The following is a 17,609-nucleotide window of genomic DNA, read 5'->3' as shown; positions in this document are numbered from 1 at the left end:
ACCCCAGTCACTTACTTGAGTAAGTTCCTGGGGATTCCTGCGGTTGCCGCCTTCCTGCGACTCGAAATCTATTGGGTATAAAACAAAGCGCCCTGTCAGATAAACCAACAGGGCGCTTGAGGACGGTCAAAAGATGATCATAACAACGTGGCGTATTACTCTTTCTGGTCTTGCGCCAAATCGTTAGCGATTTTCACCGTTTCATCCAGATAAGGATCGGGAGCCTGATAATCTTTCGGCAAATCTTCCAGCGATTTGAGCGGTTTCTTACCTTCTCTCGCCAGTCGATCGTTAATCCGATTCAGACGCATCGCCTCATCGTCGTCATTCTCTTTCTCACGCTGAGCAAGATTGAGCGACACGAGGTTGCGTTTATCCTTCATCGCGTTGTAGCGGGCAATGTCCTGCGCAACAAACTGGAACTCAGGATCTTTGGCGATACGCTCCTGATGATGCTCATTCAGTTTGCTAATCAGCGCTTTCAGATCGCCGCTCTTGATGTAGTTGGCCGCTTTGATGCTGTCCCACGGTAACGCGTTATCTTCGAACTTCTCGCCGGTATCTACCGTCTCGGTGCCCGTTGGCATCATCACGTCAGGCGTCACGCCTTTCATCTGAGTACTGCCGCCGTCAATGCGATAGAACTTCTGAATCGTGTATTGCACGGAACCCAGCGCAGGCCAGTCAGGGCGCAGCATCTGATCGTAAATCCGATTCAGCGAGCGATACTGCTGTACGGTGCCTTTACCAAACGTCGGCTCACCCACGATCAGTGCACGACCATAATCCTGCATCGCCGCCGCGAAAATCTCGGAAGCGGAAGCACTGAAGCGGTCTACCAGCACCACCAGCGGGCCTTTGTAATACACAATGCCGTCAGTGTCGCTGTCTTCGCGCACCTTGCCATTATTATCACGTACCTGAACCACGGGGCCGCTTGGGATAAACAGACCGGAAAGCCCTACCGCTTCCGTCAGCGCACCGCCGCCGTTAGTCCGTAAGTCAATCACGATACTGCTGACGTTCTGTTTTTCCAGTTTCTGGAGCTGAACTTTTACGTCATCCGTCAGGCCGACATAGAAGCCGGGGATATCCAACACGCCGACTTTATCTTTACCGACCGTCTTAACAGACATTTTAACCGCACGGTCTTCAAGACGAATACGTTCGCGCGTCAGCGTGATAATACGGGTTTTCGTCCCTTTGCCTGCGGGCAGAATTTCCAGACGCACCTTACTGCCTTTCGGCCCTTTGATCAGCGCGACCACATCATCCAGACGCCAGCCGATAACATCCACCATCGGTTTGCCGCTTTGGCCTACGCCAACCACACGGTCACCAACGGTAATGTTTTTGCTCTTCGCTGCCGGACCGCCTGGCACCATGGAATTAATCATGGTGTAGTCGTCATCCATCTGCAGCACCGCACCAATCCCTTCGAGCGACAGGCTCATTTCGGTATTGAATTGTTCGGTGTTACGCGGTGACAGGTAGCTAGTATGCGGGTCAATTTCACGCGCAAAGGCGTTCATGACGAGTTGGAAAACATCTTCGCTGTTGCTCTGCGCCAAACGGCGAATCGCAAACTGATAACGCTTGGTCAGCGTCTCTTTGATGTCTTTATCATCTTTACCGGTCAGCTTTAGGCTGAGCCAGTCATATTTTACCTTGGCATCCCACAGGCGGTTAAGTTCGCCCGCGTTCTGCGGCCAAGGAGCTTTGCTGCGATCGAGTTCAAACGTGTCATTGCCCGTCAAATCTACCGGTTTATCCAGCAGCGACAGTGCATATTGAAAACGCTCAAACCGGCGTTTCTGCGCCAGATTGTACAACGCGTACGGAATATCCAGTTGCCCAGATTTCAGCGCGTCGCCCAACTGGGCTTTTTGCCCGGAAAATTGCGCCACATCAGAGGCCAACAGCACGTTGTGGCTGTAGTCCAACATGTTGAGGTAGCGGTTAAAAATTTTCTCGGAGAACTGCGCATCCAACATAAACTGACGATAATGCGAACGCAGGAAACGTGAGGCCACCCTGTCGCTAACGGTAGCATGTTGAGGCTCCTGATGTAGCTGAGGGATCTGCTCAACACGCGTAATGTTTTCATTTGCAAAACTAGAGCCCGCCAGCAGTAAACCTGCAATGGCGGTTATTCTGATTAAGTTGTTCATGCCCAGGTTGGCCTCCGTATCAGAACTGCAAGTGTTCTGCGCGTACAATCATTGCCAGTCCAGAAGCCAATTGTACTCTGACTTCGCCTTTGGCAATTTCAAGCACGGTGGCATCCATGGCGTCTTTGCCGGCTCTGACTTTGATTTCCTGACCGATTTGCAGTTTGGAAACATCCGTAACCGCAACCCGCTGACGTTCATTGCTGACAGGCTTAGCCTGACGCGGTTGAGCGTTCGCTGGTTGTTGAGAAGAGGACTGCGATTGGCCGGAAGAAGGTTTACGCGGCGTATTGTTTCTAGATGCATGGTTTCGAGATGCATCGTTTGAACCATCGCGGCGCGGCGCACGCTTCTGAGCAGGACGAGGGGTGCGTGCCGCTTCTGCCGTTTCTCCGGCTGCTTCACGTTTTTTCGCCTGTTGCTCAGCACGCTGAGCCTGAACTCGCGCTTTTGCTTCTTCCAACTGCTTACGGGCATGATCGACATGCTGCTGTTCCAACTCACCGCACGGATTACCGTCCAGATCCACACGTTGGGCACCCAATTTTACACCGTACAGATACCGCCAGCTTGATGTGTAAAGGCGCAGCGCAGAGCGCAATTGCGTCTTACTGACGTTATCGGACTCCTGTACACGTTCAACAAGATCTTGAAAAATACCGATCTTTAACGGACGAGTTTCACCTTCAGTGGTGAAACAAAGCGGGAACCGCTCTGCCAAAAAGGCAATGACTTCTTTACTACTGTTCAACTTAGGTTGATTTTCCATGAAATTTCCTGATTACAACGGGTTTGCCAACCGGCGCAGGCATGAACAGGCGTCATTATAATGACGCCATCGGCAATTGCCACGTTAACCTTGTCTCAACGTGAGAGAATTGATGAATGTCATCACATCGCTCGCTTCCAGTTGAGCACAAAGTACGCTCACCACGGCCTTCAGCCCTTCTTCATCATCCGCGTCAAAACGCTGATAAAGGGTACTGTCAATATCCAGAACGCCAATCAACTGCCTGTTAACGACAAGCGGTAGCACAATTTCAGCATTACTCGCGGCATCACAGGCAATATGACCAGGGAACGCATGAACATCATCCACGCGCTGAATGCGATTTTCAGCGATTGCCGCACCGCATACGCCTTTGCCAACTGGAATACGCACACAGGCAACCTTGCCCTGAAATGGTCCCAAGAAAAGCGTGTCGTTATCCAACAGGTAAAACCCTGCCCAGTTAACCCCATCCAAACGCTCAAACAGCAGCGCACTACTGTTTGATAAAATCGTAATAAAACGGTTTTCATCCGCGATAAGCGATGACATATCGCGGATGAGGTCCTGATAAAATTCTTGTTTATTCATACTTGTTTATTCATAAAGTATATCGTTGTCTTTTCAAAACAGTGCGGAAAAATCCCACACAGACTGCATAAGCATCTATTACAGAATGCCATAAGATTAACGCCTTCGCGCGAAGAATCATTCGCCTTACTGTATCGTTGTCGTGCATATCGTGCTATTCCCACCTGCAAAATAATATCGGGCAGAGATCATATCCTTTTATGAATTTATCATTCAGTGAGCCTTCAGTTACACTGAATAGCTGTGAATACGTTATCCATCGGGAATAACAGAGTCGACACCTTCTACCGGATCGCAGGAAAGATGAAAATACATAATATATCCAGCCCTGCACCGTTTTCTTCTCCCCGACCACCGCTAACCGGCGGTGTGAAAAGCGCCGTGTCTACTTTAGATCGCTACCATCGCTGCCCGGAATGTGATGCTTTTTTTGCGCTGCCACAGCTGAAGCGAAACCAGACAGCAAGCTGCCCACGCTGCTATGCCACAGTCAGTTCAGGCAGAGACTGGACCATTTCCCGACTTGCTGCAATGGCCGTCGCCATGCTAGTGCTCATGCCGTTTGCCTTTACCGAACCGTTGATCAGCATTCGTTTGCTGGGTGTTACCATCAATGCCAGCCTGTTCGAAGGCATTTGGCAAATCACCCGTCAGGGGCACCCGCTCACGGCAAGTATGGTCGCCTTTTGTACCGTTGGCGCGCCGCTAACATTAGTTTTTTCGCTGTTATACCTGTTTTTCGCTCCCCGAATCGGCATGAATCTGCGGCCCATCCTGCTCATGTTGCAACGGCTAAGAGAGTGGATGATGTTGGATATCTATCTGGTTGGTATGGCCGTCGCCGCGATCAAAGTCCGTGAATTCGCGGATGTTCAGGTGGGGATCGGGCTGGTCGCCTTTCTGGCATTGATGATCTTAAGCCTGTTGACGCTGATCCACTTAAATACCGACCAGCTTTGGCAGCGGTTTTACCCACGGCTGAGGCCATTGATTTCACCAGAACGCTACCGAATCTGCCTTTCCTGCCATTTCACCAGCTCACCTGACAATCAGGGACGCTGCCCACGTTGCCACATTCCGCTCCGCTTGCGTCAGCGGCAAAGTCTGCAAAAATCTTGGGCAGCGCTCATTGCCTCTATAATTTTACTGTTCCCCGCTAACCTGTTGCCGATATCGATTATTTATGTCAATGGCGCACGCACGGAGGACACCATTTTTTCCGGCATCCTTTCACTCGCATCAGGCAATGTTCCGGTCGCACTGGTGGTCTTTATCGCCAGTATTCTGGTGCCGTTTACTAAAGTTATTGTGCTGTTTGGGCTACTGATAAGTATTCATATCCGATCAGAAAGCAGCATAATGATGCGCATGAAGATGCTGCGCGTTATCCGTTGGATCGGTCGCTGGTCTATGCTCGATTTATTTGTGATTGCTTTGACGATGTCGCTCGTCAACCGCGATCAACTACTCGCTTTTACCATGGGGCCTGCTGCCTTTTATTTTGGCGCAGCGGTGATTCTCACTATCCTCGCAGTCGAATGGCTGGATAGCCGGCTGATGTGGGATAACACTGATGTGGAATAACAATGCAAGATAATACGTCCGGGACACCAACCGAAGCTGCTGTAAAAAACAAGCGTCGCCTGTCGCCATTTTGGCTGCTGCCGCTCATTGCACTGATGATTGCCGGCTGGCTGATTTACACCAATCAGCAGGAACGCGGGGCGACGGTCACCATTGATTTTGTCTCCGCCGACGGTATTGTCGCCGGACGTACGCCCGTACGCTACCAAGGGGTAGAGGTAGGCACCGTACAAAATATCAAGCTAAGCGACGACCTACGCACGATAGAGGTTGAAGCCAGTATCAAAAGCGATATGAAGGAAGCGTTGCGCAGCGGTACGCAGTTCTGGCTGGTTACACCGAAAGCCTCTCTCGCCGGCGTTTCAGGATTAGATGCGCTGGTGGGCGGCAACTACATCGGTATGATGCCTGGTTCCGGCGAGGCGCAAGAACACTTCTCCGCGCTGGATACGCAGCCCAAATATCGCGTTAACACTGGGGAATTACTGATTCATCTCCACGCGGACGATTTGGGTTCACTGAATACCGGCTCGCTGGTTTACTACCGTAAAATTCCGGTGGGGAAAGTCTACGACTATACCGTTTCTCAGGATCGCAGCGGTGTGATGATTGACGTGCTGGTTGAACGCCGTTTCACCCATTTGGTGAAGAAAAATAGTCGCTTCTGGAATGTGTCTGGTTTTAATGCCGACATCAGCGTCAGTGGTGCAAAAATTGAGATGGAAAATCTGGCGGCGCTCGTGAACGGTGCCGTTGCATTCGATTCACCGGAAGAGAGCGAAGACGCCGGTGCCGAGCAATCCTATCGCCTCTATCCCGATCTGGCACAAAGCCAGCGCGGGGTGAAAATCACGCTAGATTTACCTTCGGGCGACAGCTTATCCGAAGGACGTACTCCGCTGATGTATCAAGGATTGGAAGTCGGGACGCTCAATAAAATCACGCTGAATCCAGACGGCGGTAAGGTCAGCGGAGAGTTGATCATCGATCCCTCTGTAATTTCGCTGATGCGGGAAGGCACGCGTATCGAACTCAGCAAACCCCAGCTTTCGCTCAGCGATCTGAATGTGTCACGCCTGCTGAGCGGCCCAACGCTGACGTTACTCCCCGGGGAAGGCGAACCACGACAGCACTTCGAGGTGTTAGATAGCGCGCAACAGCAGCTCACCCAGCCCGGTGCGCTCTCCATTCAGCTTACAGCGGCACAAAGTTACGGCATTGATAGCGGACAGCCCGTACTGTTGCACGGCGTGCAAGTTGGTCAGGTAGTGAAACGTACGTTGGACGAGCAAGGTGTCAGCTTCATTTTGGTGATCGAACCGCGATATCGTCAGCTATTGCATCGCGACAGCAAATTCATCGTTAACAGCCGCCTGAATGTGAAAATGGGACTGGATGGGATTCAAGTGCTGGGTGCCAGCGCACAAGAGTGGGTCAGCGGCGGTATTCAGGTGTTGCCGGGCAGCAAGGGCGAGATTCAGGCACGTTACCCGCTGTTCAGCGATATTGAAAAAGCCGAAGAGGGCATTCGCGGTTCCACCCCCTCGCCTACCCTCACCTTGGTGACCGATAGCCTGCCGGATATTCAGGACGGTTCCATCGTGCTGTATCGTAAATTCCAGGTGGGTGAAATCATGCGAGTGCGCCCCAAAGCGAATACCTTTGAGGTCGAGGTTTATATCCGTCCTGAACACCGCAAACTGTTGACGGAAAACAGCGTGTTCTGGGCAGAAGGCGGGGCCCGCGTGCAGTTGAACACCTCGGGCCTGACTGTGCAGGCCTCTCCGTTGAATCGCGCGCTTAAAGGTGCGATCAGTTTTGATAATCTGGAAGGTGCACCGGAAATTAAAGGCGGTAAGCGCGTTCTGTACAACACCGAAACAGCCGCGCGCGCCGTGGGGAGCCGGATCATTCTGCGTACCTACGATGCCAGCAAACTCGCACCGGGTATGCCGATCCGCTATTTGGGCATCGATATCGGCCAGTTGGATTCGCTGAAGCTGTCTGAACAACGTAACGAAGTGCTGGTGCAGGCCGTGCTCTATCCTGAATATGTGCGCAATTTCGCTCGATCTGGGACGCGCTTTTCCGTTGTCACCCCAGAAATTTCCGCGGCGGGAGTGAATCATCTGGAAACGCTATTCCAGCCTTATATCAACGTCGAGCCGGGCAACGGCAGCGTGACGCGCAATTTTGAACTGCAACAGGCTACTATCACTGACTCCCGCTATCAGGACGGCCTGAATATCAGCGTTGATGCGCCAGAAGCGGGAGCATTGCAGGTCGGCACACCGGTTCTGTTCCGCGGTATCGAGGTGGGTACAGTAACCGGACTGTCGTTGGGCAATTTGTCGGATCGCATCGCCGTGTCGCTACGCATCAGCAAACGCTATCAGCATCTGGTACGCGATAACTCCGTCTTCTGGCAGGCTTCGGGCTACAATCTGGAATTCGGACTGGTTGGCGGCGTTATCAAGAGCGGAACCTTCCAGCAGTTCATTCGCGGCGGTATCGCTTTTGCCACGCCACCCAGCACGCCACTCGCCCCCAAAGCACAGGAAGGAAAACATTTCCTGCTGAGGAACGAAGAGCCTAAAGAGTGGCGGCAATGGGGTACGGCGATCCCCAATATCTCGGATAATTAACGTTCATCACCTATCAGGGCGGCGATTGCCGCCCTGTCGTTTTCACGTTATCTATTAAAGATCCGTGCTACACTTCGCCGCTTCTTCCCCTCGTTTTACTGAATAACCTGTACGGAACCACGCCGTGGCAAAATTTACCCCAGCCAGCCTGCCTGCTGAATTTCTCGACACTATGCGGGACATCATGCCTTCATCGCTTTCGATGGAGGATTTTATTGCCGCCTGCCAGCGCCCATTGCGCCGGAGCATTCGCGTCAATACGTTAAAAATCAGCGTCGATGCCTTTCTTCAGCTCGCGCAGCCTTATGGCTGGCAGCTTGAGCCGATTCCCTGGTGCCAAGAAGGTTTCTGGCTGCTTAATGCTGAAGAGGAAAATACGCGGCTAGGCAATACATTGGAGCACCTGAGCGGGCTATTCTACATTCAGGAAGCCAGCTCCATGCTGCCCGCCAGCGCCCTATTCCACCATAATGACGCGCCGGGTACTATTCTGGACGTCGCAGCGGCTCCAGGCTCCAAAACAACGCAGATCGCGGCACGACTGAATAATGAAGGGGCTATCGTCGCCAACGAATATTCAGCGAGTCGGGTAAAAGTGCTGCATGCCAACATCAGCCGCTGCGGAGTCAGCAATACCGCGATCACGCACTTCGACGGGCGAGTTTTCGGCGCTGCCCTACCGGAATATTTTGATGCGATTTTGCTGGATGCCCCGTGCTCAGGCGAAGGTGTGGTGCGTAAAGATCCGGCGGCGATGAGCCACTGGTCGCAAGAGAGCATTACTGACATTGCCGCTACGCAGCGCGACCTAATTCTGAGCGCGTTCCATGCTCTGAAACCGGGTGGTGTAATGATTTACTCCACCTGTACACTGAATAGGCAGGAAAATCAGCAGGTCTGTCGTTGGCTACAGGCACAGTTCCCTGATGCGTGTGAGTTTGAATCGTTAGACGATCTCTTCGCCGGCGCCGAACGCGCCACAACGGAAGAAGGCTTCTTGCACGTATTCCCTCAGATTTATGACAGTGAAGGCTTCTTTGTTGCACGCTTGCGTAAAACCGGCAGCGTGCCGCCGCTGCCACGCCCTGGTTATAAAGTCGGTAAATTCCCGTTCTCTCCGGTTGCCCACAAAGATCGTGCGTTACTCACAGAGGCTGCGCGTAAACAGGGTATTCGCTGGGATGAGGAATTACTTCAGCTGTGGCAACGCGATAGCGAGGTTTGGCTCTTCCCTGCGGCACTGACTTCCGCTTTCGGCAACATCAAATTCTCACGCATTGGCATTAAACTCGCCGAGCGTTTCCCCAAAGGTTTTCGCTGGCAGCATGAAGCCATTGTCGCACTAGCAGACCCGAACGCGAGCAATGCCTACGCACTGAACGATCGCATCGCCTGTGAGTGGTTTCAGGGTAAAGACAGCTACCCGGAACCGCTTCCTACTGCGGATGAGTTAATTTTAACCTACCAGAACACACCCGTTGGTCTGGCAAAGCGCATCAGCAGTCGGATAAAAAACAGCCTGCCGCGCGATTTAGTCCGGGATGGCGCGTCCTCCGCGCGACCTCTAGCTAAAGAATAAATGCGGTTTCTGCATCAGGTGGCGATAAAACCACCTGATGAACAGCCCGTTATCTCTTTTCTCACTGATTCTCATCTACAATTATCTCGATAGAGAGAAAGAATCGCGGTAATAGTAATGTCTGGAGAACGGCATGTTTGCGTTAGTCATCTTTGTTTGTTATCTCGGGCATGGCTGTGACGATTTGGTCGTCGGTGCCTACAACACCGAAGCACAGTGTCTGCAAGCGATGGGTGAACAGCGCCTGCGTCGCGCTGGCTGCTTCCCTATCGAAGAGTATATTGATGGCTTCTGGATCCCCGCGCAGGAGTACGCTGATTTTTAATCCCCAATCTGCGCATTCTCACCGACACACGCCAAAACCACGCATGCCAAAATGAAAATGATTGGCATGTGCAGCGTTATATTCCGGCCCTAGCGAATTACCGAAAAAACGACAGCTTTCACTGAACGTGGTACGTAAATAATTGCCGCGATCGCCCGTTTCCGACCACTGATTCAGAACACTAATCTGCCGCCCATCAGATAGGCGAAAAGCGGCGATATCCCACGCATCTGCCGTTGCATGCTCACTCAGGCGTCCTTCTGGCCGATGATAGACATTTCGACAAGCATAACTGCCCATATGGTCGATACGCGTCAGCGACGTACCAAGAGACGCCGCCTGAGGCACTGCAACCTGCGCCACAAACATCGTACTACTCAGCGCCAGTGGACAACTGGCAAGAAAACTGGAGCTGAGTGTGACCGAACCAAAACCTTGCACCCGAACAGGTGATGCCACCGGGCATTGTCCACTGATGTCACTGGCCTCGGCGAATCGTAGCCGCCCATTTTGCTGCGCCTGCTTTAACACTGCCAGACAGGCTTCGGGATCGTTGGCGACAGACTTCATTTTTAGACGGGTAATAAACGTAGGTGGGTCATCGACGGACAACGAAGAGAAAGGATCGTAACCGGGCGGGAGCTGACGCTGAATCCAGGGAGCCAGAGCCACTAATACCCCCAGTATCACCGCAAATATCACCCATCTTCGCATCAGTTTTGTCTCCCAGTTATTTTCTTCTCCTAAGTAATATTATGCTATTAACGCAAACTCGGCCGGGTTCATCCCCAACGATACCCCCGCCTCCACGATTTTCTGCCACTCCTGATCGGACAGATAAACATGCAACCATGTCATGGAAACCATACTGGCGGGATCGATGATAATCGTCGTCATGTTATCCACCGGGTTCATTCTACTGCTGAATAGGTGTGAACAGCACAGCAAAAAAAAGAACAGTATTTTTGAAAGAGAATAACAAATCTCTCTGATATTCATTGCTACATCATGGCGCTATCATTTCTCACATCAGGTAAAATCGCCTAATTAACACAATAAAGCGTGAAGGAATAAGTCATGAAAACTATCAAAAACTTTATCGCAGTTATCGCTCTTTCTACTTTGTCTTTCGGTGCGTTTGCTGCGCAGGAAATCGCAACGGTCTCCGTTAGCGGTGCAAAAACATTAGACGCTTTCGAAGTACAGGTTGCTCAAAAAGCCCAACAAGCTGGCGCGTCGTCATATCGCATTGTTTCCGCCACCGGGCGAGATCAGTTACACGGCACTGCGGTTCTGTATAAATAAATCAAGCCCGACGTCAGGGAGCCTCAGGGCTCCTCTGTCGTATTTTGCTCAACAATTCCCCTCCCGCGCACCACACAATCGCGAATAAAATATAAACAAATCACGTGATATACCAATCAATGCAATTGCTTTAACCATCTGGTGAAAAATAAACCTCAGCAGTACCATCCCCGACATTGTAAGGCGTAAACATAAGCGGCTGACATACATAGGGTTGCCTGTTCATCAGGCATAAATAATATGGATTTTATTTAAATGAAAAAGACATCGTGTTTTCTACTGGCGCTTGCCGGATTATTGGTTTCCATTACTACTTATTCTGCCACCTCCCCTTCACCTCATACTGAGGAAACTCGGATACCGGCTATTAAACTGATCAATACGCCGGATAATCACTCAGCCTTCGTAACAGGCAGTGTTCCCGCTCTGGAAAAAATCACCGCACAAAAATTTTGGCTTAGTAACTCTACTGAAGCGTGGGAGATGAACGTTCACGCAGCGCCGCGCAAACAATATGTCATCACGCTGAAGGGCACATTAAAATTTCGAGTCAGCGATGGTTCCACTTTCCTGCTTTCTCCCGGAACGGTTTTGATTGCCGCCGATACGCAGGGCGAAGGACATAGCTGGGAGATGGTTGAAGGCACAGAGTGGGTCAGAATTTATATTCCGATAGTGGAAGATAATGATTACTTCATCCCAAATTCATCGGTTACGGTGGTGGCTAAAGCACACTAATTTTTCACAGAAAATTGGCGACAGAGGCTTGTCGCCAGCAAGTTAATCCTTATTAGCATCAAACGGATCTTCGACATCGTCCTTACTGTCATCACGCTTGCGAGGAATTTCACCCTGATCTTTCGGCGCATTTTTTGCAGGATGCTCGTCTTTGTCCGTATGTTCGGTACCCGGATTTTTATCAGTCATCGTTTCCTCCCATCATTTCGTGTTCTATAAATTTAGTCGATAATCATTAGAATGAGAGATAAACCAGTAAAAATGCACAGTGTGGCAGACGACACTGTATAGAAAAGCTTAATTTTCAAACAACATCAATATGGTTATCATCACAACCTATCCACTGATAATGAAGAATTATTAATAATTATGCCCTATCAAGAATGATAGGCTTCTCTTATTAATTCTTTCATGGATGTATCGATGAAACGAAAACTCTTCGTTATTCTATTATCTACAGCATTCTCTTTTACTGTTCAGACAGCATCGTCCTATCAATATCGCCATGATGGTGATAGTCAAGATGCGGGAAAAATAAAAGCGGAAGATCGAAAACAAAAAGAAAATCGATTTGTTTGTGATGGCAGACAGTATTGTAGCCAGATGAACTCGAGAGAAGAGGCGTACTTTTTCATTCAAAACTGCCCTAAGACCAAAATGGATGGCGACCATGATGGAGTGCCTTGCGAACGCGACTCACGTTTCCCTCCAATTAGAGCCGGTCGATATTAACTATCTCATGAGCATATCGTGCATCATGGATTAAAAAATCATGCGCGATTGAGATGATCGCCCAGTGATTTTGGTGAGCCCTAAGTATAAAAAATTCGTTGCAATTCACTATGATACATAAACAAAAACCCCAGCTTTACGCTAGGGTTTTTTTACTATTCTTCTTGGCTGCTCCGGTTTACACCATCATCGCTATCGCAAGAGAAATATTAATTCAATTACAGCGCAACAACGTTGCCAGCTGATGGGCCTTTCTGACCATTTTCAATGGTGAACTCAACTTTTTGGCCTTCGTCCAGAGTTTTGAAATCGTTGCTCTGAATAGCAGAGAAATGTACGAATACATCTTTGCTACCGTTGTCAGGAGTAATGAAACCAAAACCTTTACCAGCGTCAAACCATTTTACTAAACCAGTCATTTTATTAGACATAGAAATTACCTTAATTTTTTATAGTGCCTTCCGGCGGAATAGGGCCTGTGCACAGAATTTAATTAGCAACAATAAGGAGGCTCAAAGAAGGGATATCTATGGATAACACTTTGAAATGAGAACTGCTTTACTAAACTGCTTTTTAGGTCTGCGAACCAAACCGACGAGCTATTAACGCATGTACAACAATCTTTAGCAAGCATTTATTCTTAAAAACCTTTAAAAGTCGGACAGATGGGGAAATCGTCTCACTCCACTCGTTCATCGGTAATGGTTCACCAACGGCGACATCAAAAAAAAGACTGAATACGATTCCTGTATTCAGTCTAGGGAAATGGCTCTTGGGAGAGCCGTGCGCTAAAAGTTGGCATTTATACAAGCTGTACTAGCCCTGTAACCTTAAGCGTAGCCAACTCCCCCGCGTTTTCCAGCTTTAACCCGCTCGCAATTATCACAAATGGAACAGATTTCACACTTTGCATTAACCATAAAGAAGCGACCAATTAACATTAATAAGCAAATCAATTACTTCATGGTTTAGCGTCTGGCTGACACAGTTGCTCTGCACGTTCGATAAATGGCTGAAGGCTTTTTTTCTGTCCAGGATGTTTAGGATCGTCCAGCCAGATGACGTCTATCGGTTGCGCACTCACCCGCCCAGACTTCATCTGCTCGATGGCAACATCATTCAGCGGATATTGCATCAACGTTCCAGTATGTAATGCGTATAGCGCATTGCCAGGGCGACAAATCAGTTGAACCTCTTCTCGCGAGAAAGCCCAGCGTTCGCCATATTCCAGCCGACTGATATTTGCCAGTTTGGCGGCAGAAAAAGCATTAGCAGAAAGTGAGGTAAGCACGATAGATAGCAAAAATTTCTTCATCATGGTATTCCCAACATGCGTATTCAGACAATGATGTGTGTGAGTTTTGCAGCCTTATCCGAATCAGAGAAAGACAGCCTCAAACCTTATAAAACATAAAGTTGTGTATCACTACTCGCGTGATCATAGCGACAGAGGAAGATGAAGTCGAGCGCGAAGCCAAGAATAAAATCTACGGTGAGGAGTAGATAGAAAGGTCGTTCGAGAAGAAAAATAGCGGGATAAAGAGAACATTATCCCGCGTCATTCAAATGCGCATTGGCCGACAAAAGCATCGATTGTCGTTAGGCTGACGGTGCTGCCGCAGACATTTTTTTCAGATCCTGATCGATGAAGAACAGGCCGCCCTCACTGGCATTAACCAGCGCCAGTTTGTCCAGAATAGAGCGGAACAGTTTTTCTTCTTCGTGTTGTTCAGCAACGTACCATTGCAGGAAGTTAAATGTAGAGTAGTCCTGCTGCGCCATCGCAGCGTGCGCAAGCTCATTAATTTTTGCTGTAATCAGCTGTTCATGTTCATAGGTCAGCTTGAAGACATCAGCCAGTGAATCGAAATCAATCGGCGGTGCCGCAATCGCGCCTAATATAGGTAGGCTTCCCGTGTCATCCAAATAGTCAAACAGGCGCTGCATGTGTTGCATTTCTTCCTGAGAATGCGTTTTCAGGAAACTGGATGCACCTTCAAAACCTTTATCACCGCACCATGCGCTCATTTGCAGATACAAATTCGCGGAATAAAACTCCAAATTAAGTTGTTCATTCAGCTTCTGAATCATTTCTTTTTTTAACATAGTAACTCCCTATTTTCCCGGCAGGTGAAATTATTCTGAGAATTATGCCTGAAAAAATAAAATAAAAAACACTTTATTAACATAGATAATATCTAAGTTAAATTGAAAGTAAAAACAATAATTTATGATTATTGCTATTGATATTCATTATCATTTAATCATGGATTTTACTATACTATTGCGAATCGTTTTTATTATCAAAAATAACAACATCGATATATAAAATTTATGATTCGAGTGAATTAAAAAATGATTCCCACTTCGTAATGAGAATAATAAACATGCACATGAAAGGTGAACACTTGCCATTTCCCCATCGCTACTTTACCGTGGCACACATCAGTCTGTGGACAATAGGCAGGAGAAAGCGGTATGGGACATAATCTGGCAGAATTATCCAAAGAAGATATGGATAAGATTAACGTGGACTTGGCAGCGTCAGGTGTTGCCTTCAAAGAACGTTACAATATGCCAGTCATTCCAGAGGTTATTGAGAGAGAACAGCCCCAACACTTGCGTAACTATTTTCGTGAGCGCGTCATGTTTTACCGCCAGCGTTCACTCCAGTTCTCTCGTTTACCCTACGAGCCTAAGTCTAAATAGCGATTCATCTCATTCCAATCTAAGACGGCTTTACCGTGGAAAACATCCCTTTCCACGGGTTACATTCTTACACAGCGAAAACGATTTTCTGCTTGCATATCGGCCCGTACAGGAGGTTAATGGGGTGGTAACCTACTCTTTTATCAAGCGAGGCAAGATATGAGTAAAGGACTAGATAGTAAAAAGAACAGCAAGAAAAAGCCCCTGAAAACGGCCGCCGAAAAAAAGGCCGATAAAAAGGCAAAGAAACCACAGGCTGATATTACCTAAGTACTAATGTTGCCTGCGTAATGTGCCATGCTGATAGGGTAAACCCGAAAACGGGTTTACCCTCATAACCGCAGTTACTAGCCTTTATTCATGACTTTCTGCAGCCTTTTCAAGCACCATCAACAGGAAAGCATACTCCAGCGCGATATCATCATAACGTTTGAAACGACCGGATTTTCCGCCGTGCCCAGCCTCCATATCGGTATACAACAGTACTAGACTATCGTCCGTTTTGACTTCCCGCAATTTCGCCACCCACTTTGCAGGCTCCCAATACTGAACCTGCGAGTCGTGTAACCCAGTAGTCACTAGCAAATGTGGGTAGTGCTGTGCGGTAACACCATCATAGGGGCTGTACTGCTTGATATAGTCATAGTAGGTTTGTTCATTCGGATCGCCCCACTCGTCATACTCCCCGGTCGTCAGCGGGATAGACTCATCCAGCATTGTCGTCAACACATCAACGAACGGAACCTGAGCGACAACGCCTTTAAACAGATCAGGGGCGATATTCACGACCGCCCCCATCAGCAGACCTCCCGCGCTGCCACCCATGGCAAACATATTTTTCCTGTCGCCATAGCCTTTTTCTACCAATGCCTGAGACACATCGATGAAATCCGTGAAGGAATGCATTTTATTGAGCAACCGACCATCGTCATACCACTGCTGCCCAAGTTCACCACCGCCGCGAATGTGCGTTAAGGCAAAAACAAACCCTCGGTCTAGCAGGCTCAGACGACTAACGCTGAAGTCAGGATCCATGCTATTACCATATGCGCCGTAGCCATAGACCAGTATCGGATTCTTACCTGGGCTGAAATGGTCGCGATGGTAAACCAACGAAACGGGCACGTCGACACCATCTCGGACCGTGATCCACAAGCGTTCGCTCCGATAGCTATCTGGGGAGAAATCTTTCACCTCGGCTTGTTTAAGTAACTGCTGTTCGCCCGTGTCCAGATTCAGTTCATACAACGTGCTGGGGGTTGTCATTGATGAATAACCATATCGCATCAATGCCGTTTCTGGCGTAGGGTTGTACGACAGCCACGTCACATAGCTCGCATCATTGAAGGTGATCGTTTTTTCTTCCTGCGTATGCCAGTGAATCTGACGTAAGCTGGTCAAACCGCGCGCTCTTTCTTCCACCACCAGCCAATCACGGAAAAGCTCAAAACTCTCCAGCACACACTGTTCACGTGGGGCAATCAGTGTTTCCAGCGCGTGCTCATCAGGCTTATCCGAACGATAAAGACCAAAGTTCTTTCCCTCTCGGTTGGAACGCAGATAAAACTGGTCCTGATAGTGATCAATACCATATTCATGATCTTTCCGACGCGGAATGTGTACCTGCGGCACCGCATCTGGGAGCGTCGCATCGAGCAGTAGAACCTCGGTCGTCGTGGTGCTGCTAAGATAAATGGTAATATAGTGCTCTGATGTCGTTTTACTCAGACTGACATAATAAGTATCGTCTTTCTCTTCATACACCAACTCATCCTGCGCCGGATCGCTGCCTAAGCGATGACGGTAGACCTGATACGGTAACAGCGTTTTCTCATGTTTACGCACGTAGTACAGCACCGTTGAATCTGCCGACCATTCAGCACCTGCGGTCACATTTTCGATCACATCCGGTAGCCATTCGTCGCGGTTCAGATCACGGAAGCGAAGCGTGTACTGCCGACGAGATAAAAAATCCTCCGAGAGTGCCAGCAGCGAGTTGCTCGGGCTAATCTCAAGCGCGCCGAGGCTATAAAATTCATGCCCCTCCGCACGTTGATTACCATCCAACAGCGTTTCCCACACTTCTGTTGCCTGCTCAGGCTGGCGCAGATAGATGGCGTACTCTTTACCCTGCTCATAGCGACTTTGGTAGCGATACCCCTTTCTGACATACGGCACAGACATATCCGTCGACGGAATACGCTTAACCATTTCATCATACAGCGATCGTTTGCGCGCCTCGTGAGGTGCCATGATGGCTTCGCTGTAGGCGTTTTCCTGTTCCAGATAGGCTAACACCTGCGGATCGGCACGCTCGTCATCACGCAGCCAGTAATAGTTGTCGATACGCGTATCGCCATGTGTACTTATCGCGTGGGGTCTTTTTTCAGCTTGCGGTGTCTTCATCGCGTCGGATCTCGTTGTCTTGACATAAAATTTTAACTCGGCAAGAAGAGTGGCA

18 protein-coding genes are annotated in these 17,609 nt (G+C 49.2%); 8 read left to right on the top strand and 10 right to left on the bottom strand.

Annotated elements, in window-relative coordinates; all coding sequences use genetic code 11:
• Positions 1–155: 155 nt before the first annotated feature.
• The 3 genes from prc to GZ59_RS10110 all read right to left on the bottom strand — a co-directional run bounded on the left by prc (position 156) and on the right by GZ59_RS10110 (position 3,531).
• Entirely contained in the window at positions 156–2,171 is a 2,016-nt protein-coding gene (gene prc / locus GZ59_RS10120; protein ID WP_011094009.1) for a carboxy terminal-processing peptidase, read from the bottom strand.
• 19 nt (positions 2,172–2,190) lie between these two features.
• Entirely contained in the window at positions 2,191–2,940 is a 750-nt protein-coding gene (gene proQ, locus GZ59_RS10115; RefSeq protein WP_011094010.1) for an RNA chaperone ProQ, read from the bottom strand.
• 84 nt (positions 2,941–3,024) lie between these two features.
• The gene (locus GZ59_RS10110; protein ID WP_011094011.1) at positions 3,025–3,531 is read right to left on the bottom strand and encodes a GAF domain-containing protein; all 507 of its coding nucleotides are present in this window, start codon (positions 3,529–3,531) and stop codon (positions 3,025–3,027) included.
• A 303-nt stretch (positions 3,532–3,834) separates the two neighbouring features.
• Here GZ59_RS10110 and yebS point away from each other — a divergent pair, with 303 nt between their 5' ends.
• The 4 genes from yebS (at position 3,835) to GZ59_RS10090 (ending at position 9,664) form a co-directional block, all read left to right on the top strand.
• Positions 3,835–5,115, top strand: coding sequence for a membrane integrity lipid transport subunit YebS (gene yebS / locus GZ59_RS10105; protein WP_011094012.1), 1,281 nt, complete (start codon positions 3,835–3,837; stop codon positions 5,113–5,115).
• A 2-nt stretch (positions 5,116–5,117) separates the two neighbouring features.
• Positions 5,118–7,760, top strand: coding sequence for a PqiB family protein (locus tag GZ59_RS10100; RefSeq protein WP_011094013.1), 2,643 nt, complete (start codon positions 5,118–5,120; stop codon positions 7,758–7,760).
• 124 nt (positions 7,761–7,884) lie between these two features.
• Positions 7,885–9,339, top strand: coding sequence for a 16S rRNA (cytosine(1407)-C(5))-methyltransferase RsmF (rsmF, locus tag GZ59_RS10095; RefSeq protein ID WP_011094014.1), 1,455 nt, complete (start codon positions 7,885–7,887; stop codon positions 9,337–9,339).
• Positions 9,340–9,472: 133 nt separating this feature from the next.
• Positions 9,473–9,664, top strand: a complete 192-nt coding sequence (locus GZ59_RS10090) for a YdfD/YebW family protein (protein ID WP_011094015.1) — start codon at positions 9,473–9,475, stop codon at positions 9,662–9,664.
• Positions 9,665–9,682: 18 nt separating this feature from the next.
• Here the strand turns inward: GZ59_RS10090 and GZ59_RS10085 are convergent, their stop codons facing one another.
• Positions 9,683–10,378, bottom strand: a complete 696-nt coding sequence (locus GZ59_RS10085; RefSeq protein WP_039291528.1) for an extensin-like domain-containing protein — start codon at positions 10,376–10,378, stop codon at positions 9,683–9,685.
• A 39-nt stretch (positions 10,379–10,417) separates the two neighbouring features.
• Positions 10,418–10,561, bottom strand: a complete 144-nt coding sequence (locus GZ59_RS23500) for a hypothetical protein (RefSeq protein WP_226302310.1) — start codon at positions 10,559–10,561, stop codon at positions 10,418–10,420.
• A gap of 180 nt (positions 10,562–10,741) precedes the next feature.
• Between GZ59_RS23500 and GZ59_RS10080 the strand changes: the two genes are divergently transcribed.
• Positions 10,742–10,969, top strand: coding sequence for a YdgH/BhsA/McbA-like domain containing protein (locus tag GZ59_RS10080; protein WP_011094018.1), 228 nt, complete (start codon positions 10,742–10,744; stop codon positions 10,967–10,969).
• A 255-nt stretch (positions 10,970–11,224) separates the two neighbouring features.
• Complete coding sequence (locus GZ59_RS10075; RefSeq protein WP_011094019.1) at positions 11,225–11,707, top strand: cupin domain-containing protein; 483 nt, start codon at positions 11,225–11,227, stop codon at positions 11,705–11,707.
• Positions 11,708–11,749: 42 nt separating this feature from the next.
• On the opposite strand, the gene GZ59_RS23730 is transcribed toward GZ59_RS10075, so the two are convergent.
• A complete protein-coding gene (locus tag GZ59_RS23730; protein ID WP_162837368.1) occupies positions 11,750–11,896 on the bottom strand; it encodes a hypothetical protein in 147 nt (48 codons plus the stop codon).
• A 234-nt stretch (positions 11,897–12,130) separates the two neighbouring features.
• Between GZ59_RS23730 and GZ59_RS10070 the strand changes: the two genes are divergently transcribed.
• Positions 12,131–12,439 carry an excalibur calcium-binding domain-containing protein gene (locus GZ59_RS10070; RefSeq protein ID WP_011094020.1) on the top strand — a complete coding sequence of 103 codons (309 nt, stop codon included), beginning with the start codon at positions 12,131–12,133 and terminating at the stop codon, positions 12,437–12,439.
• A gap of 218 nt (positions 12,440–12,657) precedes the next feature.
• Here GZ59_RS10070 and cspE read toward each other — a convergent pair whose 3' ends face one another.
• From cspE to ftnA, 3 genes are all read right to left on the bottom strand, one after another.
• Positions 12,658–12,870, bottom strand: coding sequence for a transcription antiterminator/RNA stability regulator CspE (gene cspE, locus GZ59_RS10065; protein ID WP_005967874.1), 213 nt, complete (start codon positions 12,868–12,870; stop codon positions 12,658–12,660).
• Positions 12,871–13,400: 530 nt separating this feature from the next.
• Positions 13,401–13,757 carry a YebY family protein gene (locus tag GZ59_RS10060; protein ID WP_011094021.1) on the bottom strand — a complete coding sequence of 119 codons (357 nt, stop codon included), beginning with the start codon at positions 13,755–13,757 and terminating at the stop codon, positions 13,401–13,403.
• Between the two features lie 281 nt (positions 13,758–14,038).
• Positions 14,039–14,545: a non-heme ferritin gene (gene ftnA / locus GZ59_RS10055; protein WP_011094022.1), complete on the bottom strand. Its 507-nt coding sequence runs from the start codon at positions 14,543–14,545 to the stop codon at positions 14,039–14,041.
• Positions 14,546–14,917: 372 nt separating this feature from the next.
• Between ftnA and GZ59_RS10050 the strand changes: the two genes are divergently transcribed.
• Entirely contained in the window at positions 14,918–15,148 is a 231-nt protein-coding gene (locus tag GZ59_RS10050; protein WP_011094023.1) for a DNA polymerase III subunit theta, read from the top strand.
• Positions 15,149–15,502: 354 nt separating this feature from the next.
• On the opposite strand, the gene GZ59_RS10045 is transcribed toward GZ59_RS10050, so the two are convergent.
• Complete coding sequence (locus GZ59_RS10045) at positions 15,503–17,554, bottom strand: S9 family peptidase (RefSeq protein WP_011094024.1); 2,052 nt, start codon at positions 17,552–17,554, stop codon at positions 15,503–15,505.
• Between the last annotated feature and the right edge of the window lie 55 nt (positions 17,555–17,609).

The organism is Pectobacterium atrosepticum, assembly GCF_000740965.1.
Taxonomy (GTDB): Bacteria; Pseudomonadota; Gammaproteobacteria; order Enterobacterales; family Enterobacteriaceae; genus Pectobacterium; species Pectobacterium atrosepticum.
Note: the sequence above shows the minus strand (reverse complement) of the source record. Positions and strands in the feature narration are given on the sequence as shown.